The organism is Pseudomonas sp. KH_046_2 (genome assembly GCF_057838985.1).
Genome location: NZ_CM174480.1, coordinates 4,299,700 through 4,322,741 on the forward strand (window position 1 = coordinate 4,299,700; position 23,042 = coordinate 4,322,741).

The 23,042-nt window shown below is 61.7% G+C and carries 20 protein-coding genes and 1 pseudogene; 9 read left to right on the plus strand and 12 right to left on the minus strand.

Annotation, left to right across the window (positions count from 1 at the left end; all coding sequences use genetic code 11):
- The first annotated feature begins 20 nt into the window (after positions 1–20).
- Complete coding sequence (gene queD, locus AC3IX1_RS19545) at positions 21–377, plus strand: 6-carboxytetrahydropterin synthase QueD (protein WP_046042818.1); 357 nt, start codon at positions 21–23, stop codon at positions 375–377.
- 187 nt (positions 378–564) lie between these two features.
- A complete protein-coding gene (gene codA / locus AC3IX1_RS19550; protein WP_489385445.1) occupies positions 565–1,809 on the plus strand; it encodes a cytosine deaminase in 1,245 nt (414 codons plus the stop codon).
- 111 nt (positions 1,810–1,920) lie between these two features.
- Here codA and AC3IX1_RS19555 read toward each other — a convergent pair whose 3' ends face one another.
- A complete protein-coding gene (locus AC3IX1_RS19555; RefSeq protein WP_489385446.1) occupies positions 1,921–2,913 on the minus strand; it encodes a diaminopimelate epimerase in 993 nt (330 codons plus the stop codon).
- Positions 2,914–3,078: 165 nt separating this feature from the next.
- Here AC3IX1_RS19555 and AC3IX1_RS19560 point away from each other — a divergent pair, with 165 nt between their 5' ends.
- The gene (locus AC3IX1_RS19560) at positions 3,079–4,230 is read left to right on the plus strand and encodes an MFS transporter (RefSeq protein ID WP_489385447.1); all 1,152 of its coding nucleotides are present in this window, start codon (positions 3,079–3,081) and stop codon (positions 4,228–4,230) included.
- Between the two features lie 38 nt (positions 4,231–4,268).
- On the opposite strand, the gene AC3IX1_RS19565 is transcribed toward AC3IX1_RS19560, so the two are convergent.
- The 6 genes from AC3IX1_RS19565 to AC3IX1_RS19590 form a co-directional block, all read right to left on the minus strand.
- Positions 4,269–6,692, minus strand: a complete 2,424-nt coding sequence (locus AC3IX1_RS19565; RefSeq protein ID WP_489385448.1) for a TonB-dependent siderophore receptor — start codon at positions 6,690–6,692, stop codon at positions 4,269–4,271.
- Between the two features lie 98 nt (positions 6,693–6,790).
- Entirely contained in the window at positions 6,791–7,774 is a 984-nt protein-coding gene (locus AC3IX1_RS19570; RefSeq protein WP_489385449.1) for a FecR family protein, read from the minus strand.
- 40 nt (positions 7,775–7,814) lie between these two features.
- A complete protein-coding gene (locus AC3IX1_RS19575; protein ID WP_057713991.1) occupies positions 7,815–8,315 on the minus strand; it encodes a sigma-70 family RNA polymerase sigma factor in 501 nt (166 codons plus the stop codon).
- Positions 8,316–8,418: 103 nt separating this feature from the next.
- The gene (locus AC3IX1_RS19580) at positions 8,419–9,327 is read right to left on the minus strand and encodes a helix-turn-helix domain-containing protein (RefSeq protein ID WP_489385450.1); all 909 of its coding nucleotides are present in this window, start codon (positions 9,325–9,327) and stop codon (positions 8,419–8,421) included.
- Positions 9,324–10,742: an aminotransferase gene (locus AC3IX1_RS19585; RefSeq protein WP_489385451.1), complete on the minus strand. Its 1,419-nt coding sequence runs from the start codon at positions 10,740–10,742 to the stop codon at positions 9,324–9,326. Before AC3IX1_RS19585 ends, AC3IX1_RS19580 begins: the two co-directional genes overlap by 4 nt.
- A gap of 39 nt (positions 10,743–10,781) precedes the next feature.
- Positions 10,782–11,888, minus strand: a complete 1,107-nt coding sequence (locus AC3IX1_RS19590; RefSeq protein ID WP_489385452.1) for a polyamine ABC transporter substrate-binding protein — start codon at positions 11,886–11,888, stop codon at positions 10,782–10,784.
- A gap of 216 nt (positions 11,889–12,104) precedes the next feature.
- Between AC3IX1_RS19590 and AC3IX1_RS19595 the strand changes: the two genes are divergently transcribed.
- The 4 genes from AC3IX1_RS19595 to AC3IX1_RS19610 all read left to right on the plus strand — a co-directional run bounded on the left by AC3IX1_RS19595 (position 12,105) and on the right by AC3IX1_RS19610 (position 17,100).
- Entirely contained in the window at positions 12,105–12,887 is a 783-nt protein-coding gene (locus tag AC3IX1_RS19595) for an enoyl-CoA hydratase-related protein (RefSeq protein WP_489385453.1), read from the plus strand.
- Positions 12,884–14,065, plus strand: coding sequence for an acetyl-CoA C-acyltransferase family protein (locus AC3IX1_RS19600; protein WP_008049801.1), 1,182 nt, complete (start codon positions 12,884–12,886; stop codon positions 14,063–14,065). The genes AC3IX1_RS19595 and AC3IX1_RS19600 overlap by 4 nt, the downstream gene beginning before the upstream one ends.
- A 324-nt stretch (positions 14,066–14,389) precedes the next feature.
- The gene (locus tag AC3IX1_RS19605; RefSeq protein WP_489385454.1) at positions 14,390–15,511 is read left to right on the plus strand and encodes an HlyD family secretion protein; all 1,122 of its coding nucleotides are present in this window, start codon (positions 14,390–14,392) and stop codon (positions 15,509–15,511) included.
- On the plus strand, positions 15,508–17,100 hold the full coding sequence (locus tag AC3IX1_RS19610; protein ID WP_489385455.1) for a DHA2 family efflux MFS transporter permease subunit: 1,593 nt from the start codon (positions 15,508–15,510) through the stop codon (positions 17,098–17,100). The genes AC3IX1_RS19605 and AC3IX1_RS19610 overlap by 4 nt, the downstream gene beginning before the upstream one ends.
- 12 nt (positions 17,101–17,112) lie before the next feature.
- Here AC3IX1_RS19610 and AC3IX1_RS19615 read toward each other — a convergent pair whose 3' ends face one another.
- The 5 genes from AC3IX1_RS19615 to AC3IX1_RS19635 form a co-directional block, all read right to left on the minus strand.
- A complete protein-coding gene (locus AC3IX1_RS19615) occupies positions 17,113–17,553 on the minus strand; it encodes a carboxymuconolactone decarboxylase family protein (RefSeq protein ID WP_489316667.1) in 441 nt (146 codons plus the stop codon).
- A gap of 178 nt (positions 17,554–17,731) precedes the next feature.
- A complete protein-coding gene (locus AC3IX1_RS19620) occupies positions 17,732–19,174 on the minus strand; it encodes a mechanosensitive ion channel domain-containing protein (RefSeq protein WP_489385456.1) in 1,443 nt (480 codons plus the stop codon).
- 234 nt (positions 19,175–19,408) lie between these two features.
- Positions 19,409–20,035, minus strand: a complete 627-nt coding sequence (gene ycaC, locus AC3IX1_RS19625) for an isochorismate family cysteine hydrolase YcaC (RefSeq protein WP_095942550.1) — start codon at positions 20,033–20,035, stop codon at positions 19,409–19,411.
- Between the two features lie 56 nt (positions 20,036–20,091).
- Positions 20,092–20,775 carry an isochorismatase family protein gene (locus AC3IX1_RS19630; RefSeq protein ID WP_489385457.1) on the minus strand — a complete coding sequence of 228 codons (684 nt, stop codon included), beginning with the start codon at positions 20,773–20,775 and terminating at the stop codon, positions 20,092–20,094.
- A 93-nt stretch (positions 20,776–20,868) separates the two neighbouring features.
- Positions 20,869–21,735, minus strand: a complete 867-nt coding sequence (locus tag AC3IX1_RS19635) for a pirin family protein (RefSeq protein WP_489385458.1) — start codon at positions 21,733–21,735, stop codon at positions 20,869–20,871.
- Positions 21,736–21,839: 104 nt separating this feature from the next.
- Here AC3IX1_RS19635 and AC3IX1_RS19640 point away from each other — a divergent pair, with 104 nt between their 5' ends.
- Together AC3IX1_RS19640 and dkgB are read left to right on the plus strand one after the other, a co-directional pair.
- Entirely contained in the window at positions 21,840–22,748 is a 909-nt protein-coding gene (locus AC3IX1_RS19640) for a LysR substrate-binding domain-containing protein (protein WP_489385459.1), read from the plus strand.
- Between the two features lie 187 nt (positions 22,749–22,935).
- Positions 22,936–23,028: pseudogene (gene dkgB / locus AC3IX1_RS19645) on the plus strand (2,5-didehydrogluconate reductase DkgB); the annotation flags it as partial.
- Between the last annotated feature and the right edge of the window lie 14 nt (positions 23,029–23,042).

The following is a 23,042-nucleotide window of genomic DNA, read 5'->3' on the forward strand; positions in this document are numbered from 1 at the left end:
TGAACAGAGCTGAAAACACTGTGGAAATCTTCAAGGAATTTACTTTCGAATCCGCCCACCGCCTGCCCCACGTACCGGACGGCCACAAGTGCGGGCGCCTGCACGGTCACTCGTTCAAAGTGGCAATCCACCTGAGCGGCGACCTCGACCCGCACACCGGCTGGATCCGCGACTTCTCGGAAATCAAGGCGATCTTCAAGCCGCTGTACGAGCGTCTGGATCACAACTACCTGAACGACATTCCCGGCCTGGAAAACCCGACCAGCGAAGTGTTGGCCAAGTTTATCTGGCAGGAATTGAAGCCTCTGCTGCCGGAGCTGAGCGCGATCCGTATCCACGAGACCTGCACCAGCGGTTGCATCTATCGCGGCGAATAAGCCAGGCAACATAAATAACCTGTGGGGCGAGCCTGCTCGCGATGACTGTGGCACATTCAGCAGCAAGGTGACTGACACACCGCCTTCGCGAGCAGGCTCGCTCCCACATTTTGAACTGGCGGGATTCACCGATGGCGAGCTAACGTAAAGGGTATTGCCTAAACGATTCGCCAAAAGGATCTGCCCGATGCACATCATCAATGCCCGTCTGCGCAACCAGGAAGGCCTGCATGAGTTGTACCTGGAAAACGGCCTGATCAGCAGCATCGGCCGCCAGATCGAAGCCCCGACCCTGGGTCCTGACGATCTGGATGCCGGCGGCAACCTGGTGGTGCCGCCCTTTGTCGAGCCGCACATCCACCTCGACGCCACCCTGACCGCCGGCGAGCCGCGCTGGAACATGAGCGGCACGCTGTTCGAAGGCATCGAATGCTGGGGCGAACGCAAGGCAACCATCACCCAGGAAGACACCAAGGCCCGGGCCAAGAAAACCATCCAGACCCTCGCCGCCCACGGCATCCAGCATGTGCGCACCCACGTCGACGTCACCGACCCGCAACTGACCGCGCTCAAGGCCATGCTCGAAGTGCGCGAGGAAAGCCGGCATCTGGTCGATATGCAAATCGTCGCGTTCCCCCAGGAAGGCATCGAGTCCTACCGCAATGGTCGCGAATTGATGGAAGAAGCCATCCGCATGGGCGCCGACGTGGTGGGCGGCATTCCGCATTTCGAATACACCCGCGATCAGGGCGTCAGCTCGGTGAAGTTCCTCATGGACCTGGCCGAACGCAGCGGTTGCCTGGTGGATGTGCATTGTGACGAAACCGACGACCCGCATTCACGCTTTCTCGAAGTGCTCGCCGAAGAGGCCCGCAGCCGCGACATGGGTTCGCGGGTCACGGCCAGCCACACCACGGCCATGGGCTCCTACGACAACGCCTACTGCGCCAAACTGTTTCGCTTGCTCGGGCATTCGGGGATCAGCTTTGTCTCCTGCCCCACCGAAAGCATCCACCTGCAAGGTCGCTTCGACAGTTTCCCGAAACGCCGGGGCGTGACCCGGGTCAACGAGTTGCTTGAAGCGGGCATGAACGTGTGCTTCGGCCAGGATTCGATCGTCGATCCGTGGTATCCGCTGGGCAACGGCAACATTCTGCGGGTGCTCGAAGCCGGCCTGCACATCTGCCACATGCTCGGTTATCGCAACCTGCAAAGTGCGCTGGACCTGGTGACGGACAATAGCGCCAAAGCCATGAACCTCGGCGATCGCTATGGCCTGGAGCGCGGGCGGCCGGCGAACCTGCTGATTCTGTCGGCGGAAAGTGATTACGAGGTGATCCGCAGCCAGGGGCTTCCGCTGTACTCGGTGCGCGATGGCAAGGTCTTGATGAAGAGGACGATGCCGGTGGTGGAGTTCAGTGGGCTGAGCTGAAACTTGCACTGATTGGACTGGCCCCATCGCGAGCAGGCTCGCTCCTACAGTGGTTATATGTCGTTCACAAAACCTGTGGGAGCGAGCCTGCTCGCGAAAGCCATTTCAAAATCAATCGATCATTCGAGCCGTACCAAACAAGCTGACCCGACTCAACTCCCCCAACTCTTCCTCCAGCAAGATCGGCGCCGTGCCCCCCGGCATCATCACCTTCACCTCCCCGGCGCTGACCCAACCTGCCCGCCAGGCCGCACAGGCCACCGCGCTGGCACTGGTCCCCGACGACGCCGTCGGCCCCTCGCCCCGCTCGAATACCCGCGCGGCGATGTGCCCTTCGGACAGACGTATTGCCCATTGCAGATTGATTCCCGCCGGACAAGGTTTGCCTGCACCGACCGGTATGGCGTAAGCGATTCGCGTCAGCCCCTCACCCAGCGCCGGTTCTCGCATCTGCTCGTTGCCCGGCAGATCCCCGGCACTTTGCACCAGCGTCACGCAATGGGGATTGCCGACCCGCACGAACTGACTGCGCGACCATGCGCTATTGAGTGCCGACAATGGTTCAACGTGGCTGAGTTCGCGACCGTTGAACATCGCCGTTGCAACCCCGTGAGCACTGACCGCCGACGGCCCGAATCCCGGCTGGCCCAGATCGAGCCAGAAACCCTTCGCGCCCTCGACCTCTGCGACTTTCACTGAAGTCTGCCCCGGTGAAGGCGTATCAGCCTTGTCGTGATGAACCCTGAGCAGGCAGGCTTCGCTCTGCGGCAACAGCCCTTGATCGCTGAGGGCCTGGGAAAAAATCGTCAGTCCGTTGCCACTGCGCTCGGCCAGGGTACCGTCGGTGTTGACGATCAACAGATCAAAGGGAGGCGACGACTGAAATGGCCCCACCAGCAAACCGTCGCTGCGATGATCCTTGCTGCCGGACGGTTGAGTGCCTGGAGCCCAGCTGCAGCAAGCCTCGATCGCGGCGATCGCCCAGGCTTCGAGGGTTTGCGCTGCCTGGCTGGCCTGATCGGGCAGGTCGATACCCTGGCGGCGCAGTTCTTCGGGCGCTACCACGATGTAAATATTGCCCCGTGCATCGTACCGCTGCGCCATGGCGCCCTCCGCGTGTCATTGGAATCGCTCAACATATCGCGAAAAACAGCGGCGCTGTGCAACGATGTCACCCTACTTGACCGTAAAACTTTCCGGGCACTGATCGAACCCTCACAGGCCGATCACTGTCCGTTGAGGACGCGACGCTTATTGCCAAGGATTGTTATGACCAGCCTCAACAGCCAGACCACCTTCGTTCCCGGCCGCCTGGAACAGATGTCCACGCGCATCGGCTTTTTCATCGCCGGGGTCGGCATCGCCGCGTGGGCACCGCTGGTGCCGTATGCCAAGGCCCGGGCCGGGCTGGATGAAGGTACCCTGGGTTTGTTGCTGCTGTGCCTGGGGGTCGGTTCGATCCTGGCGATGCCGGTGGCCGGGATCCTGGCCACACGTTTCGGCTGCCGACGGGTGACGACCGGCGGGACCCTGCTGATCTGTGCCGCCCTGCCGCTGCTGGCGACGGTGTCGTCGATTCCGGCGCTGATCGGCGCATTGTTCATGTTCGGCGCGGGGCTCGGCACCGTGGATTCGACGGTCAACCTGCAAGCGGTAATCGTCGAGCGCGCCAGCGGCAAAAACATGATGTCGGGGTTCCATGGCCTGTTCAGCCTGGGCGGGATTGTCGGTGCGGCGGGTGTCAGCGGCTTGCTTGGCCTGGGGATTTCGCCCCTGGGGGCCACGCTGGTGGTGATCGTGTTGCTGCTGATCGCACTGGCCAAGGCCGTGCCGCATCTGTTGCCCTACGGCAGCGAGAGTTCGGGGCCGGCGTTTGCGGTGCCCCACGGCATCGTCCTGTTCATCGGCGGCATGTGCTTCATCGTGTTCCTCGCCGAAGGCGCGGCGCTGGACTGGAGCGCGGTGTTCCTGACACAGGAGCGTGGCATCGACACGGCGTATGCGGGGCTCGGTTATGCGGCGTTTGCCTTGACCATGACAGCCGGGCGCTTGACCGGCGACAAAATCGTGCGACACCTGGGCGCGACGCGGGTGATTGTGTTCGGCGGGCTGACAGCCGCTTCAGGCTTGTTTCTGGCGACGTTCGCGCCAAGTTGGGAGGCGGCGCTGGTGGGTTATGCGCTGCTGGGGGCCGGTTGTTCGAACATTGTGCCGGTGCTTTACACCGCGGTCGGCAAACAGACGGTCATGCCCGAAAGCATCGCCGTGCCGGCCATTACCACCCTGGGTTATGCGGGCATCCTGGCAGGCCCCGCCGTCATCGGCTTCGTCGCCCATGGCAGCAGCTTGAGCTTTGCCTTTGCCTTGATGGCGCTGTTGCTGGTGGCGGTGGCCGTTGGCGGGAGAGTGTTGAAGGTCTGAATTGTGGCGAGGGGGCAAGCCCCCTCGCCACAGATGAGCTAGAACCCGACACTGGCCTGCACAAAGAACGTGCGCGGCGCACCGACGTACATGCCCGAGTTGTTGTCGCTGGAACGGGTGAAGTACTGCTTGTCGAAGATGTTCTTCACCCCCGCCCCCAGTTTCAGGTTCGACACCTGCGGACCGAAGTCATAGCCGGCACGTGCGTTCCAGAGCACGTAGCCCGGGATATCACCGAACTGGCCGTCAGCGGTGCCTTCGGTGATGTAGTTGCCATTGAAGCTGCCATCGGCGTTCACGCCGGTGCCCGGCGAACGCTGCTTGGACTGGGCGAACGCATCGAGGTTGTAAGTCCAGCGGTTCACGTCGTAACGCAGGCCGGCGGTGGCCACCTGGCGGGAGTAGAACGGCAGGTCACGGCCCTTGAAGCCCGGGATCTCACCTTCGTAGGTGGCGCGGGTGTAGGTGAAACCGGCGTTGGCGGTCAGGCCGTCCAGCAGCGGGTTCAGCGCGGCCATGTCGTAGTGCACCGAGGCTTCGATACCCTGGTGCTTGGTCGCGCCGAGGTTGGTCCAGCCCACGTCATTGCTGATGTATTGCAGTTCGTCGTCGAAGTCGATGTAGAACAGCGTCACCTCACCGCCCCACACGTCATCGTTGTAGCGCGTACCGATTTCGTAGGTCTTGGCCTTTTCCGGCTCCAGGCCGTTGGCGGGCTCATTACCGATACCGCCCTGCCCCAGCTGGAAATACTGCAGCGCGCCGAACGAAGTTTCGTAGTTGGCGAACAGTTTCCAGGCATCGGACATGTGATACATCACGCTCAGGGCCGGCAGCGGCTCGTTGCTCTCGATGCTGCGTTTTTTCTCCGGCACCCGTTTACCGGCGGTATCGAGCACCGGGCGATCGTGCCAATCGGTGCTGATGTGCTCGAAGCGAATACCCGGGGTAACGGTCCAGTTGCCAACGTCGATCTTGTTGTCGACGTAGACCGAATTGGCCTCGGTGCCACCGGTGCGGTCCTGATAGACATGGCCGTCCGCCCCCGGACGCACAACCGGCTCGTTGTTGACCAGCGCCACACGACTGGCTTCTTCGTGCATGGCCTCTTTCAGGTAGCGATAACCGACGCTGACTTCCTGGGTGGTCGGGCCGACATCAAACACATGGGACACCCGTGGTTCGATACCGAAGGTGTAATAGGTGCGCGGGTAGGAGTTGAGTGTCTTCAAGTCACGCGAGGCGATGGTGCTGCCACGAAAACTGTCGGTGTAGTAAGTCAGCACTTCGGCCTGAGTGCGATCGTCGATCTGCCGCACCCACTTGAACGACACATCCTTGCGGCGGCCGCTGAAGTTGTCGTGGTCGCGCACCGATTGGAACGGGTCGGCGTCGTACTGCGCCTGGGTCAGGCCGCCGGGCATGTCGGCCTTGGCGTCGTAGTAGTGGAAGTTGAGGCTGAAATCGTCGACATCGGTCGGTGCCCAATGGGTCTTGAGGATCACGTCGTCGATGTCGTTGCCGTTGTTGCTTTCACGGTAGCCGTTGCCGTTCACGCCGGAATACAACAGCGCCACGCCCATGCCGTTGTCGGCGGTGCCGCCCATGAACGCGGTGTCGATGTGCTTCCAGCCACCGTGCTGCGAGGTTTCCAGGGTGGTGCCGATTTCAGCCGAGGCTTTTTCCGGGATCGCGCGGGTCACGAAGTTGATCACGCCGCCGACGTTTTGTGGTCCGTAGCGCACGGAGCCGGCGCCGCGTACCACGTCGATGCTGTCGAGGTTGCCCGAGGAAATCGGCGCCATGGACAGTTGCGGCTGACCGTAAGGCGCGAACGCCGCCGGGATGCCGTCGATCAGCACGGTGGAGCGAGGCGACAGGCGCGAAGTCAGGCCGCGCACGCCGACGTTGAGGGAAATATCGCTGCCACCGGTGCCGTTGGCGTCCTGGACTTGCACGCCCGGGACACGTTTGAGTACGTCGCCGACGTTCATCGCGCCCTGCTCGACCATGGCTTCGCGGCGCACCACCGTGCGTGCGCCGGGGTGGTTCTGCACCACGGCGGCATCGGCGTCGCCGAGCCAGTCGCCGACCACCTTGATGTCCGTCACGCCCAGTTCCAGTGGGCCGTTGGCCGCCGAAGTCGGCGCTGGCATCAACGTCACCGAACCTTCATCGATCTGGTATTGCAGGCCACTGCCTTGCAGCAACTGGCGCAGCGCGTCTTCCGGGGAAAGGTTGCCATCCACCGCCGGGGCCTGCTTGCCGGCAACCAGTTCAGGGCTGAAGAACACCTGAAGCGAGGTTTGCTGGCCCAATTGACTCAGGGCCTGTCCCAAAGGTTGCGCCGGGATGCGGATGCCGTCGGCGGCAAAGGCCTGGGGCAGCGCAATATTGACCGCCAGCGCGAGGGCCAGCGGCAACCAGGGGAGTTTGTTGTTTTTAGCGGTGGAGTTTTTCACGTCGAACGTAATCCTGTGGATCGCAAGAGTGTGCGCTTGTTAATGCAAACCAGTTGCAGTTGAACAGGAAGACGATGAACTCGAAAAAAACCTGAATTTTATTTTGAAATTATTTCCTGGCTGCCATCGTCAAGGGTGCGCACGGCCACCGGCAGGATGCTCGGCAAGGCCTTGAGCAGCGCATCAGTGTTGTCGGATTTGAACACGCTGGTCAGGCGCAGATCGCCCACCGCTGCGCTGGCGACCTTGAGCGGCTTCTCGCGATAGCGCGAGACCTGCTCGGCGACATCGGCCAGGCTGGCGTTGTTGAACACCAGTTTGCCGCTGCGCCAGGCGGTCATTTCCGCCGGATTGACGGCATAGGCGGCGGCAACTTTGCCCTGGGCATCGACGTGGGTGCCAAGGCCTGCCGTCAGATTGATGAAATCGTTGTCGGCGGCGTCGTGCCCTTGAACCTTGACGGTGCCCTGCTCCACCACCACCCGGGTTTCGCTGGCGCCTTTGCGTACATCGAATCGGGTACCGGTGACCGTGACCTTGCCGCTGCCCGCCGCGACCACAAAGGGCCGGCTGGTGTCATGCTCGACGCTGAACATCGCTTCGCCTGCATTCAATTCGACGTTGCGGCGATCCTTTTCAAAGCGCACCTTGATCCGGCTGCGGCTGTCCAGATCGACCACCGAGCCATCCGGCAGCGTCACATGGCGGCGCTCATTCAGGGCTGTTGAAAACTCGGTGGTGTAAGGCGCCGGATGATTGAAGCCGCTGAACAGGCCCAGGCCAAGCGCCACGGCCAGTACGCTGGCGGCCACCGCGTAGCGCAGCACCGGGCGAGGTTTTTTCAGGGTTGACGGGGTTTCACACAGGGCCCGCAAACGCGTCGCCGGCACCAGGTCGGCGGCGCTCCACAAGCCCTGCAGCACTTCGAATTCGTTGCGGTGCTGGGGGTGCTGGTCCAGCCAGAGCTCAAACCGGTGCCGCACTTCGACATCCGCAACCGGCTCCCGCAAACGCACAAACCACTGCGCCGCTTCATCGCGAACCGCTGTTTGCCCGCACGCACAATCACGAGTATCCATCATGGAAGTTCCTGTTTGGCTGGGGAGGAGAAGGCGGAGCCGATCATGACTGCAACCCGTCCAGGCGATCGCGCAGGTGTCGAAGCGTGCGGATCATATACTTTTCCACCATGTTCTTGGACAGCCCCAGGCGTTCGGCGATTTCTGCCTGGGTCAGGCCCTCGATTTTCTGCCAGACAAACACCTTGCGGCAGTTGACCGGCAGCTCGGTGAGCGCCCGTTCGATGGAATCCGCCAGCTGGATCGCGTGCATGAAATGCTCCGGGTCGCCGGTCGGCGACTCACTGAGATCGATCGCCTCTGACTCCATGGCGCCCCGCCGGTCCTCGCGCCGATAACCATCCACGGCAATGTTGCGCGCGGTCTGGTGCAAATACGCCCGGGGCTGTTGCACCACTGCCGAATCGGACTCAAGCACCCGCACAAAGGTATCGTGGGCCAGGTCCTCGGCCTGCTGACGATTCCTCAGGCGACGGGTCCAGGTGCCAACCAACTCTTCGTAATGCTCAAAAAAGCCGTGTCTGCGGGGCAGCTTGAGGGTCATTGCGGTGTGCTGTGGAGACGGAGCGTGAATAGTAATGCTTCCTATTAACCTGAAGCAATGGTTTGCCCCCCCCACACCGGTATCGGTAGGCCAAAAAATTGGGTCAGTGCCTGCGCAACCACTCGATAAACAGCGCAAACAATTCCGACTGCGAACCCACCTCCAGTTTCAGGTACAGGTTCTTGCGGTGCATGCGCACGGTTTCCGGTGAGATGCTCATCTGGCTGGCCGTGGATTTCACCGAATGCCCACGCAGGACCATGTGCGCCACTTGCCGCTCGCGCTCGGTGAGCAAGTCGCTGCCGAAATGCTCGAATGCCGACTGCACCCGGTGCTTGAGATCATCGCGCAGGCCCTGGTCTTTATCGCACTGGATCTCGCCACTGCGCAGCAATCCACGCTGACTGAACTCACTAATGAATTCGCGCACCAGCGGTTCCACGGCACGCAGCAGATTCAGCTGTTCACTGCTCAGGCATTCACCGCCGAAACCCTGATAGAGGCTGACGGAAATCTTCGTGTCATTGCCGGTATCGACGATGTAGTAGCTGTCTTCCGAGCAGCCCGCCTTCAGGTAATAGGATTTGTAGTAGTCACTGTCGAAGAAATTGTCCGGGGCAATTTCCTCCAGGTGATAGAACCCTTGCGCCAACCCCTGCTCCACCGCCAGGCAGAACGGGTCGAGCAAATAACCGCCGGCAAAATAGCGCTCCAGGATCGAGACCTGATACTCCTGGGCAATCCCGCGCTGATGCAGCAACTGGGGCGCGCGGTCCTTGCGCTCGAGGCTGATCATCATCGACTCGACGGACACCAGCTGCGCCAACGCTGACGCCAGGTGTTGCAGGGCGTCAGGCTCATCGATATGGGCGAAAGCCTCGCGCATTCCCCCATGCCATTTGTGCAATGCCCCGAAGGGCACCGCGATCAGCGTATCGTCGTCTGGTTTGCTCATGCCCCGCAGTCTAGCGGCTGGACAAGCCCTTGGTAACAGCCTGACTGACGAAATCATTGGCCCGCGTACTGTCCGCTCGCTTCAAGCTCGGCGGCGACTTCCAGAATGCATTCGCGCAGGGTCTCGACGATTTCATCGACCTGGACAAAGGTCAGGATCAGCGGCGGCGACATCACGTTGAGGTGCATGATCGGCCGCACCAGCAAGCCCCGGGCCTGGGCCCGCACGTGGATTTTCTCGCCAATGTTGATCTCGTCGGGGAACAGCGCCTTGGTGCGTTTATCGGCGACGAACTCCACGCAGGCCATGAGTTTCTGGCAGCGCACATCCCCCACCAGCGGCAAGCCCCGCAGGGTTGCCAGGCGCTCTTCCAGATAGGCCCCCACCGTGTCGACATGGGCCAGCAGGTTCTCCCGCTCGATGATCTCGATGTTCTTCAGCGCCGCCGTGCAGCACACCGGATGCCCGCTGTAGGTGAAGCCGTGGGTGAAGCAGCGGCCCTTGCCCGGCTCGGCGATGACTTTCCAGATGCGCTCGGAAAAGATGCACGCGCCCAGCGGCAGGTAGGCCGAGGTCAGGCCCTTGGCGGTGGTGATGATGTCGGGCTGCACGTCGAACACATCATAAGAGGCAAAGAACTTGCCCAGGCGCCCGAACGAGGTCACCACTTCGTCGGCGACGAACAGGATGTCGTAGCGCTGGCACACGTCCCACATGCGCTTGAGATAACCCCGGGGCGGAATGATCACCCCGCCCGAGCCCATGATCGGCTCGGCGAAAAAACCGGCGACCTTGTCCGCACCAATCGAGAGGATCTTGTCTTCGAATTCCTTGACCAGGAACTCGAGGAACTGCGCTTCATCCATGCCGTCCGGCGCGCGGTACGGGTTGGGGTTGGAGACGTGGTGGATCAGCGGGTTGGCGTAATCGAACTCCGGCACCCGGTCGGCGGCCTTGTTGCCGATCGACATGGTCAGGGTGGTGGAGCCGTGATAGGCGTTGAACCGCGCAATGACGTGCTTCTTCTCGGGTTTGCCACGGCAGTTCTGGTAGTACTGGATCAGCCGGTAGGCGGTGTCCACGGCGGTGGAGCCGCCGGTGGTCAGGAATACATGGTCGAGGTCGCCGGGGGCCAGGCTGGCGAGCTTTTCGCACAGCTGGATCGCCACGTTGTTCGACATGTCGGAAAACGGATTGGAATAGGCCAGTTGCCGCACTTGGTCAGCGATGGCTTCGGCCATTTCCTCACGGCCCAAACCGATGTTGGTGCACCACATGCCGCCCACCGCATCGAGAAAGCGGTTGCCCTGGGTGTCGTAGATGTAGGCGCCTACGCCTGCGACGATGTTCAACGAGCCTTGTTCGGCGTGTTCGTCGAACACGTGATAGCCGTGCATGTGGTGAGCCTTGTCGGCCTTGACCAGCCGGGACTCGTCCGCTGGGGAAAAAACGCTGCGTGTTGGCGTCGCCATAAATAAACCTCTAACCGAAATGACTAACGTTCGAACCCATCAGATGCCGCTTTTCACGGTGCTCCAGACCCGGGTAATCGCCCGCATGTCCTTGGCGTCCTGGGTCTTCTGCGGAAACAGCCGCTCGCGGGTTTGCGCATCGGGGTAAATCGCCGGGTTGTTGCGCACATCGGCGCTCAACAACGGCGTGGCTGCGGCATTGCTGTTGGCGTAATTGATGAAGTCGCTCACATCCGCCATCACCTGCGGCTGCATCAGGTACTCGAGAAACCTGTGGGCATTGGCAACGTGTGGCGCGTCGGCCGGGATGTACATGTTGTCGAACCAGATCAACGAGCCTTCCTTGGGGATGAAGTAGGCCAGGTCGATCTTCTTCTTGGCTTCTGCGGCGCGGGCCATGGCCGTGGCGTAGTCGCCGGACCAGGTCATGGCCATGCACACGTCGCCGTTGGGCAGGCTGGTCAGGTAATTGACCGAGTCGAACTTGCGGATGTACGGCCGCACGGACAGCAGCAAATCCTGGGCGGCTTTCAGATCCTCCGGTGCGGCGCTGCGTGGATCACGTCCCAGGTACTTCAGGGCCATGGGAATGACTTCGGTCGGGGCATCGAGCAGGGTCACGCCGCAGTCGGCGAAGCGCGAGACGATCTTGGGATCGAAGATCATCGCCAGCGAGCCGATCGGCGCGTCCGGCATGCGTTCCTTGATCTTGTCGACGTTGTAGGTGACGCCGTTGCTGCCCCAGGTATACGGCGCCGAGTAGGTGGTACCCGGATCATAGCCTTGCAGATCCTCCAGGACTTTCGGGTCCAGGTTTGTCCAGCCCGGCAGCTGTTTCTTGTCCAGCGGCTGGAACACCTTGGCCTTGATCAGCGGTGGCGCCAGGGAGGCGTTCAACACGATCAGGTCATAACCGGAGTGGCCGGTGAGCAATTTGGCCTGCACCGTTTCGTAGGCATCGAAGGTGTCGTAGATGACTTTGATGCCGGTGGCCTTTTCGAAATCGGCCACGGTTTTTTCACCGATGTAATCCGCCCAGTTGTACAGCCGCAGCGTATTGCTGTCGTCCACTTGAGCGGCGTAGGCATTCAATGTCAGCGGTACAACAAACAGACTGGAAATCACCTTAAGCAGCGTCTTGCCCATAGCAAATGCACCTTATAGCGAGTTCGGCTCTGGATGAGCGGATGCCCCCACTATTGGTCGATTCGCCGGGCGCGGCCATACCCCGAATGGGTGTGTGTCGCTTTTGGCACACCGGCATGGCAAAAAGCGGCAGTGCAGTTGACCCGTTTTGCCATAGATCCGGAGTTTGTCCGGCGCTTAAAGTGGCAGCCCTGAACCGACCCTGCAGAGCCTGCGATGACCGACCTGATCAAACACGAGCAACGCGACGGCGTGTTGACGCTGACCATCGACCGCCCGGAAAAGCTCAATGCGCTGAACAACGCTATGTACACGCAACTGGCCGAGCTGTTGCTGGCCGCCGACGAAGACCCGCAGACCGGCGTGATCATCCTCACCGGCGGCCCGGCCTGTTTTACCAGCGGCAATGACCTGGTGGATTTCCTGCAGAATCCACCCACTCATCTGGACGCCCCGGCGTTCTACTTGATGAAGGTCGTCACGCGCCTGCAAAAACCGCTGGTCGCGGCAGTCTGCGGTGCGGCCATCGGCATCGGCACCACCTTGCTGCTGCATTGCGATCAGGTACTGGTCACCCGCAACGCCAAGCTGCGCATGCCGTTCGTCAACATCGGCCTGTGCCCCGAATTCGGCGCCAGCCTGTTGCTGCCACGTCGGCTCGGCCATGCCCGCGCCGCGAGCCTGCTGCTGTTGGGCAATGGCCTGGACGGTAACGAAGCAGTGGCCTGGGGCCTGGCCAACGAAGCCTTCGATGACGGCGCACAATGCCTGGCGGCGGCGACAAAAATCGCCCAGCGCTTCCTGGCCATGCCCCAGCAAGCCTTGCGCCAGTCCCGGCAGCTGATGAAACAGGCTTCCCTGGCCGAACTGGAAGCCACCCTGCGCGAAGAAAACACGCTGTTCATCCAGCGCCTGAATACCGACGAGGCGAAAACCGCCTTGAACGCCCTGCTCAATCGCAGTACAGATAAGAATCCACCGAAAGGAAACCAGCCATGAACACTCCAGAAATCTACGTCGTCAGCGCCGCCCGTACCGCCATCGGTACGTTCGGTGGTTCGCTCAAGGACGTGCCACTGGCCGACCTCGCGACCACGGCCGTGAAAGCCGCCCTGGAGCGAGCCGCCGTGGACCCGGCGCTCGTTGGCCATCTGGTGATGGGCAACGTGATCCCGACCGAAACCCGTGATGCCTACATCTCCCGCGTTGCGGCGATGAACGCCGGCATCCCGAAGGAAACCCCGGCCTACAACGTCAACCGCCTGTGCGGTTCGGGCCTGCAAGCGATCATCAACGCCGCCCAGACCCTGATGCTCGGCGATGCCGACATCGTCGTCGGCGCCGGTGCCGAATCCATGAGCCGTGGCCCGTACCTGATGCCGAGCGCCCGTTGGGGGTCGCGCATGGGCAACGCCCAGGTCATCGACTACATGCTCGGCATCCTGCATGACCCGTTCCATGGCATCCACATGGGCATCACCGCCGAGAACGTCGCCGCGCGCAACGGCATCACCCGCGAAATGCAGGACGCCCTGGCCCTGGAAGACCAGAAACGCGCGGCCCACGCGATTGCCAATGGCTACTTCAGCGAGCAGATCGCGACCGTGGAAATCCAGGATCGCAAAGGCGTCAAACTGTTCAGCGTCGACGAGCATCCGCGCGCCACGTCCCTGGAACAGCTGGCTGCGATGAAGCCTGCGTTCAAGAAGGACGGCTCGGTCACCGCCGGCAACGCCTCGGGCCTCAACGACGGCGCCGCGGCACTGGTCATGGCCAGCGGCAATGCGGTCCAGGCCAATAACCTGAAGCCACTCGCCCGCCTGGTCAGCTACGCCCACGCCGGCGTCGAGCCGGAATTCATGGGCCTGGGCCCGATCCCGGCCACCCGCCTGGCGCTCAAGCGCGCCGGCCTGACCGTCGCCGACCTGGACGTGATCGAAGCCAACATCGCCTTCGCCGCCCAGGCCTGCGCCGTCAGCCAGGAACTCGATCTTGATCCGGCCAAGGTCAACCCGAACGGTTCGGGCATCGCCCTGGGCCACCCGGTGGGCGCAACCGGCGCGATCATCGCCACCAAGGCCATCCACGAACTGCATCGTACTGGCGGCCGTTACGCGCTGGTGACCATGTGCATCGGTGGTGGCCAGGGGATTGCGGCGATTTTTGAACGAGTCTAAGCAATAGCTGTACAAAAGGCCGGTGATCGCGCAGATCACCGGCCTTTTTCATTCCAGCAGACCAGTAGCGATTCCCTGTGGGAGCGAGCTTGCTCCGGGCGGCGTTCCGACGATTGCGGCCGTTCAGTCGACAAACATGCTGCCCGACACACCGCTATCGCGAGCAGGCTCACTCCTACAGTGGTTCTTCAGCGCAAACAAAATCTCCTTCCCTCTCTGGACCAACCACCTGACGACCGGCAGCAAAAACCAATTGCCTCAAAATATTACATACGTCATATTATAGCCATCATAATTAACCCCCGCTCCAACAGGTAATCCTCCATGACCAGCATGCCCACCGTTGAACCCGACCTGGCTGCCCCGGTGACTGCCGCCAAACCTCCCCTGCTCAAACGCCTGCTGTTGCCAACAGTGGGCATCGCAGCGTTGGTATTGGCCGGTGTGTATGGCGCGCATTGGTGGAGCGCCGGACGTTTCACCGAGGAAACCGACGACGCCTACATCGGCGGCGACGTTACGGTGATCGGGCCGAAAGTGGCGGGTTACATCGATGAAGTGCTGGTGGCCGACAACCAGAAGGTCAAGGCCGGCGACGTGCTGATCCGTCTCGATTCGCGCGACTACCGTGCCAACCTGGCCAAGGCCGAAGGCGCAGTGGCCGCCCAGGAGGCCTTGCTGGCCAACCTCGACGCCACCGAACAACTGCAACAGGCCGTCATCGGCCAGGCCCGCGCCGGCATCGACGCCGCCGGTGCCGAAACCGCCCGCTCCCGGGATGACGATGCCCGCTACAAGAAACTGGTGACCACCAACGCCGTCTCGGTGGAAAGCGCCCAGCGGGCCAACGCCACGTTCAAGACGGCCCAGGCCCAAAGCAACCGCGCCCAGGCTGAATTGCTGGCCGCGCAGCGCCAGTTGAATGTGATCGACACCCAGAAACAACAGGCCCGGGCCGCCTTGATCCAGGCCAAGGCCGAACGTGACCTGGCGCAATTGAATGTCGGCTACACCGAACTGAAGGCGCCGGTCGATGGTGTGATCGGCAATCGCCGGGCCCGGGTCGGCGCCTATGCCCAGGCCGGCTCGCAATTGCTCTCGGTGGTGCCAACCAGTGGTCTGTGGGTCGATGCCAACTTCAAGGAAGACCAACTGGCGCACATGGTGCCGGGGCAACGGGTGGTGATCCGTGCCGACGTGCTGTCGGGGCAGGAGTTCCACGGTCACTTGGACAGCCTGGCCCCTGCCAGCGGTTCGCAATTCAGTGTGTTGCCGCCGGAAAACGCCACCGGCAACTTCACCAAGATCGTGCAGCGGGTGCCGGTGCGGATTCACCTCGACCCGGCCGACAGTGTGCTCGGCCACCTGCGTCCGGGGTTGTCGGTGACCGCTGAAGTGGACACCCGCAAGGAGCCTGAAGCGCCAGCCGTGGCCAGCGCGCCATGAGCCGCGCCCTCGCCGCCCCGGCGCAACCGTTCAATGCCGCGAGCATGGCGACGGCGACCAAGGTTTTCGCCTTTGCCAGCATGTGCATCGGCATGTTCATTGCGCTGCTGGATATCCAGATTGTCTCGGCTTCGCTGCGTGACATCGGCGGCGGGCTCTCCGCCGGCACTGACGAAACCGCGTGGGTGCAAACCAGTTACCTGATCGCCGAAATCATCGTGATCCCGCTGTCGGGCTGGCTGTCCCGGGTGTTCTCGACGCGCTGGCTGTTTTGCGCATCGGCGGTGGGATTCACCCTGACCAGCCTGCTGTGCGGCGTGGCCTGGAACATCCAGAGCATGATTGCCTTCCGTGCCCTGCAAGGGTTTCTGGGCGGCTCGATGATCCCGCTGGTGTTCACCACGGCCTTCGTGTTCTTCACTGGCAAACAACGGGTGATCGCCGCCGCGACCATCGGCGCGGTGGCCTCATTGGCCCCGACACTGGGTCCGGTGATCGGTGGCTGGATCACCGACATATCGTCCTGGCACTGGCTGTTCTACATCAACCTGGTCCCCGGCATCTTTGTCGCCGTGGCCGTGCCGATGCTGGTAAAAATCGACCAGCCGGAACTGTCGCTGCTCAAAGGCGCGGACTACTTGAGCATGGTGTTTCTGGCGCTGTTCCTCGGCTGCCTGGAATACACCCTCGAAGAAGGCCCGCGCTGGAACTGGTTCAGCGACCGCACGATCCTGACCACCGCGTGGATCAGCGGCCTGGCCGGGCTGGCGTTCATCGGCCGGACCTTGCATGCGGCCAACCCGATTGTCGATCTGCGCGCCTTGAAGGATCGCAACTTCGCCCTTGGCTGTTTCTTCTCGTTCGTCACCGGCATCGGCCTGTTCGCCACCATTTACCTGACGCCGCTGTTCCTCGGCCGGGTGCGTGGCTACGGAGCTCTGGACATTGGTCTGGCGGTTTTCTCCACCGGGGTGTTCCAGATCATGGCGATTCCGCTGTATGCCTTTCTGGCCAATCGCATCGACCTGCGCTGGATCATGATGACCGGCCTCGGGTTGTTCACGTTATCGATGTGGGATTTCAGCCCGATCACCCATGACTGGGGGGCCAAGGAATTGATGCTGCCGCAAGCCTTGCGCGGGATTGCCCAGCAATTGGCGGTACCGCCGGCGGTGACCTTGACCCTCGGCAGCCTGGCGCCGGCACGGCTCAAGCATGCGTCGGGGTTGTTCAACCTGATGCGCAACCTGGGCGGGGCCATCGGCATCGCCGCGTGCGCGACCATCCTCAACGACCGCACCAACCTGCATTTCACCCGGCTGGCGGAGAATCTCAACAGCACCAACGAGGCCCTCAACCAGTGGTTGTCCCAGGTCGGCAACAACTTCGCCGCCCTCGGCCAGAGCGGTGACGCCGGGGTCACCGCCAGCCTGCATCAGCTATGGCTGCTGACCTACCGCGAAGCCCAGACGCAAACCTATGGCGACGCGTTCCTGATGATCATGGTCTGCTTCATTATCGCCACGGCGATGGTGCCCCTGATGCGCAAGGTGCAACCACCGGCCGCGCCGAGTGCCGATGCTCATTGATGTTTGTACAGGTCAGGCCTGGGGCATTTTGCGGAAGCCGATGGCCAGGCGGTTCCAGGCGTTGATGGTGGTGATGGCGACGGTCAGGTCGACCAATTCCTTGGCATCGAACTGCGCGGTAGCCAGTTCATAGTCTTCGTCCGGGGCATGGGTCTGGCTGATCAGGGTCAGGGATTCGGTCCAGGCCAGGGCGGCGCGTTCACGCTCGGTGAAGAACGGCGTTTCGCGCCAGGCCGACAGTGTCGCCAGGCGACGCTCGGACTCACCACCCTTGCGTGCATCGGCGCTGTGCATGTCCAGGCAGAAGGCGCAGCCGTTGATTTGCGAGGTGCGCAGCTTGACCAGTTCGATCAGGTTTTTTTCCAGCGGCAGCTTCGACACCGCCGTTTCCAGGGCGATCATCGCTTTGAGGGCATCAGGGGACGCGGTGTAGAAATCGATACGGGGTTTCATGGCGTGCTCCAGGGTAAATGAGTGTGTCACTACGTTAGTCCCACGAGCGGTCTACACAAATAGCCAATCCTTTAGAAGTCGAGGAGGCCATTGGCGGTAACGAGTGGCATGGGTGAGCGCATTCCCCTGTAGGAGCGAGCCTGCTCGCGAACCGCGCAGCGGCCATTCACCACCAAGTTCAAACCCGATTGCGCAACCACTGCAAAAAGCCCTTTTTCGCCACCGCCACCGGCAGGTCCTGAGTCAGGGTTTTCGCTTTGAGCAGCCGGTAATCGAGCAAAGTTTTCATTGCATCGCTGATGTCGTGACGGGCATCCAGGCATGGCTTGAGGTATGACTTTTCGATGCGGTACAAGCCACAGAATGTCTTGGCGGTAAACCGCGCAGGCACCGAACTGTCGTCCAGGATCCCGGCTTCGCCTATCACTTCCCCCGGCCCCATTCGCCCGGATTCAAAAGGTTCACCGTGCCGGGTCAGCGTCACCGTCACTACCCCGGACTCGATGATGAACAGGTGATCACTGACCTCCCCCGCGTCCAGGATCGTTTCCCCGGCGCGGAACGATTGCAAGGTCATGTTTTGGCTGAAGGTGTCTTTCTCTTCCTGGCGCAGGGTGGAGAAAATAGGCGAACTGTCGAGCAACGCCCGGGCCCGCGACAGGTTGCCCGGCGGATTGGGCTCCACGCTCGACAGCAGGTTGACGCCGGACGCCTGCAAGTGCCGGAAGGCCAGGTCGAACAGTTGATTGCGCACCGAACGTTTCTGGTCCATCTGCGCGACAAATCCGCTGATTTCATAGACCACGCCGGTGTTGCTGGCACTTTTCATGCCGACATTTGGCGATGGTGTGTCCAGCAGAAAGCGGCAACCCTGCATGGCCCGCTCCAGGGCTTCGATCACCGTGTTCGGTCGCGCGTGCGGGCTCACTTCCAACGAAACGGAGATGCCGAACATATCGCTCGGCCGACTGAAATTGATGATCTTGGCCTTGGCGGCCAGGGAGTTGGGAATCACCGCCATGCAACCCTGGGAGGTCTGCAGGCGCGTGGCCCGCCAGTCGATGTCGGTGACCCGGCCTTCCATGCCATCGATGGAGATGTAGTCATCCAGCTGATAGGGCTTGGTGGTGTTCAGGACGATCCCGGAGAACACGTCGCTGAGGGTACTTTGCAAGGCCAGGCCGACGATGATCGCCAATGCACCAGACGTCGCCAGCACGCCCTTGACCGGCAGATCGAGCACATAGGCCAGGGCGGCGATCACCGCGATCAGGAAAATCACCGCACCGAGCAGATCCTGAAGCAATCGCCCGGTATGCCCGACCCGTTGCATCATCACCGCGCCGATCAGAACAGTCAGGGTCCGCGCGCCGAACAACCACCAGCCGATCTGCAAGCCGGTGGCCGCCAGGTGCAGGGGTATGTTGTCGGGCCAGGGCGGTGGCTCCATCGGGTTCAGGCCTTCGTTGAACAACAAGAGGCTGAACAACGAAAAAATCACCACCCGCACCAACAGCCGCCAGGCGCTGCCAAAGGCACTGAGCAAGTACCACAACCCAAGATCGATCAGGATCAGCGCCATCGCGCAGATCAGCGGGTGTTCGGTGAGCAATGACAGCATCAAGCAACTCCAGCCAGGGCCAATTACGCGAAGATCGCATGGATTGGCCATAGTGTAGGAGCAATTGATTTGGCGGGATGAACACCCTCCCAAAAACACCACAAAACCAATGTGGGAGCGAGCCGGCTCCGGGCGGCGTTCCGACGAAGGCGGACTGACAGTCACTGCAACAGTGTCTGTTCTACCGTCATCGCGAGCAGGCTCGCTCCTACAGGGGAAGGCGTGTTGACTGGATTACTTGCTGTTGGCCAGCGTGCTGTAGCTGGTCATCAGGTTACGGTAATCCGGAATATGGTTGGAGAACAGCGTGCCCAACCCTTCGATGTCGTTGCGCCAGTCGCGGTGCAGTTCACAGGCCAGGCCGAACCAGGTCATCAGTTGCGCGCCCTGGGCGGTCATGCGGTTCCACGCCGATTCGCGGGTCAGTTCGTTGAAAGTGCCGGACGCGTCGGTGACTACGAACACCTCAAAGCCTTCGGCCAGGGCCGAGAGGGCCGGGAACGCCACGCACACCTCCGTCACCACACCGGCGATGATCAGTTGTTTCTTGCCGGTGGCCTTGATCGCCTTGACGAAATCTTCGTTGTCCCAGGCGTTGATCTGACCCGGGCGAGCGATGTACGGCGCGTCCGGAAAAAGTGCCTTGAGTTCGGGCACCAGCGGTCCGTTGGGACCGGTTTCGAAACTGGTGGTGAGGATGGTCGGCAGCTTGAAGTACTTGGCCAGGTCGGCCAGGGCCAGCACGTTGTTCTTGAATCGATCCGGGTCGATGTCGCGCACCAGTGACAGCAGGCCCGCCTGATGATCAACCATCAGAACCGCGGCGTTGTCCTTGTCCAGACGCTTGTAGGAAGTAGTCATTGCAGTAGTCCTCGCATGTTATCGATGCCGATTGGAAATCGGCGTGGGGTCACCGGTCAGCGCTGGGAGTCCAGCGCCTCGTGTTCGTTCGCCACTTGCTGGGCCTTGAGGTAACTCTCGATCAGCAATTGATAATGCGGCATGGCCTGGGCGTAGACAGCGGCCCACTGCTCGGCATCCGGACGGTTCCACGAGCCTTGCAGTTCGGATAGCGTAGCCATGATGTCGATCGGCACCACCCCGGCCTGGGCCAGACGGGCAACGGTCAGATCAGTGGCCAGTTTCGAGTGGTTGCCGGAGGCGTCGACCACCGCAAACACCTTGTAGCCTTCATGCACGGCGGCGATGGACGGGAACGCCAGGCACACGCTGGTCAGGGTGCCGGCGATCACCAGGGTTTTCTTGCCGGTGGCTTTGACCGCCGCATGAAACTCCCGGTTGTCCCAGGCGTTGATTTCACCTTTGCGCGCCACGTATTGCGCATGGGGTGCGGCTTCGTGGATTTCCGGGATCAACGGCCCGTTCGGTCCTTGCGGAACCGAGGCAGTGGTAATCACCGGCATTTTCAGCAAGGTTGCAGCCTTGGCCAGGGCAATGGCGTTGGCACGCAGTTGTGGCACGTCCATGTCCTTGACGATCTGGAACAGTCCGCTCTGGTGATCGATCAACAGCATCGCGCTGTCGTTGGGGTCGATGGTCGGTTTCTGGCCGTTGAAGTTGGCCGCGTAGACAGTGTTCATGAGCGTTTCCTCTTTCTTTTGGGCAACAGCCATCCCTGGCCTGAAAACCGGCCTACTCATCCTGTGTAGAGTCGGGTGTTAAAGCGCTGCGAATTAACCGTGCATCCGGCCGAACTGGCCGGACTGGAAGTCGGCGAAGGCCTGGTGGATTTCTTGCTCGGTGTTCATCACGAACGGCCCGTGACCGACGATCGGCTCGTCGATCGGCTCGCCGCTGAGCAACAGCACCACCGCGTCTTCGCTGGCTTCGAGGGTCACCTGATCGCCCTTGCGATCGAACAGGGCCAGTTGCCCCTGGCGCACCGATTCCAGGCCGTTGACCTGAACCGTGCCGCGCAGCACCACCAGTGCGGTGTTGCGCCCTTCATGCAGGTCAAGGGTGAGCGACTTGCCGGCATTCAAACGAATGTCCCACACGTCGACCGGGGTGAAGGTGCGCGCCGCGCCCTTGTGGCCGTCGAACTCACCAGCGATCAGGCGCAGGCTGCCGGCGTTGTCCTTCAAGACGATGTTCGGGATGTCGCCATCGAGAATCGTCTGGTAACCAGGGTCGGCCATTTTGTCCCTGGCCGGCAGGTTGACCCACAGCTGCACCATCTCCAGAGTGCCGCCGCTTTTGGCGAATCCATCGGAGTGGAACTCCTCATGCAGGATCCCCGAGGCGGCCGTCATCCATTGCACATCGCCAGGGCCGATCTTGCCGCCGCTGCCGGTGGAGTCCCGGTGCTCCAGTTCGCCCTTGTAAACGATAGTCACGGTTTCGAAGCCACGATGGGGATGCTGACCAACGCCACGTCGCTCGCTGGTCGGGGTGAATTCCGCGGGGCCGGCGTGATCCAGCAGCAGGAACGGGCTGATGTGTTTGCCCAGGTTGTCGTAGGAAAACAGCGTGCGAACCGGAAAACCGTCGCCAACCCAATGGGTCCGTGGACTGGTGTAGATACCGATGATGTTTTTCATGGTGTCTCCTGATGAGGTGAGTGAAACCATGGACAAAGCTTAAAACCGTGACCTTTGCTGCGCTAGACTGCAAAAATCAGCTTTAGCGTTCTATCTGGAGAACGATGGTGGAAGACCTCAACACCCTCTACTACTTCACCCAAGTGGTGGAGCATCACGGTTTCGCCGCGGCCGGCCGGGCGCTGGACATGCCCAAGTCCAAGCTCAGCCGACGCATCGCCGAGCTTGAAGAACGCCTCGGTGTGCGCCTGCTGCACCGCACCAGCCGGCATTGTTCATTGACGGAAATCGGCCAGGCCTATTACCAGCGCTGCCTGGCCATGCGGGTGGAAGCGGAAAGCGCCGCCGAACTGATCGAGCGCAACCGCTCCGAGCCCCAGGGCCTGGTGCGTGTCAGTTGCCCGACGGCGCTGCTCAATTCCTGGGTCGGGCCGATGCTGACCCGCTACATGCTCAAGTTCCCATTGGTGGAGTTGTTCATCGAGAGCACCAACCGCCGGGTCGACCTGATTCACGAAGGCTTCGACATTGCCCTGCGGGTACGCTTTCCGCCGCTGGAGAACACCGACATGGTGATGAAGGTGCTGGGCAACAGTACCCAGAGCGTGGTCGGCAGCCCGGCCTTTTTATCGCGCCTGTCGACACCGGCCTCCCCGGCCGACCTCAGCGGCTTGCCGAGCCTGCACTGGGGCGCGGCGCAGCGCGAATATCAGTGGGAACTGTTCAGTGCCGACGGCAGTACCGCGATGATCCGGCATGCCCCGCGCATGGTCACCGACGACCTGTTGGCCTTGCGCCATGCGGCGCTCGCCGGGATCGGCATCGTTCACCTGCCCAGTGTGGTGGTGCGCGATGAAATCGCTGCCGGGCAATTGGTGGAGTTGGTGCCGGGCTGGGCACCGAAAAGCGGCGTGATTCATGCCATTTTCCCTTCGCGTCGGGGTTTGCTGCCATCGGTGCGCACGTTGATCGATTTTCTCGGGGAGGAATTCAGTCGTAGTGATATTGCTTAAGGGCGGGGTAAGGCTTTGGACCGAGTGATGGCTATCGCGAGCAGGCTCGCTCCTACATTGGATCTATATGCACCGCAAATCCCCTGTGGGAGCGAGCCTGCTCGCGATGAGGCCAGTTAAAACACCATCAATGCCGCAATCTGCCGCCGATTCATGACTTTCGGTAAAGCAACCTCTGGAGTCATCAATGTCCATTCCCGCCTTCGGCCTGGGTACGTTTCGCCTGCAAGGCCAGGTGGTCATCGATTCGGTGAGCACCGCCCTGGCGCTCGGCTACCGGTTGACCCGCCCTGA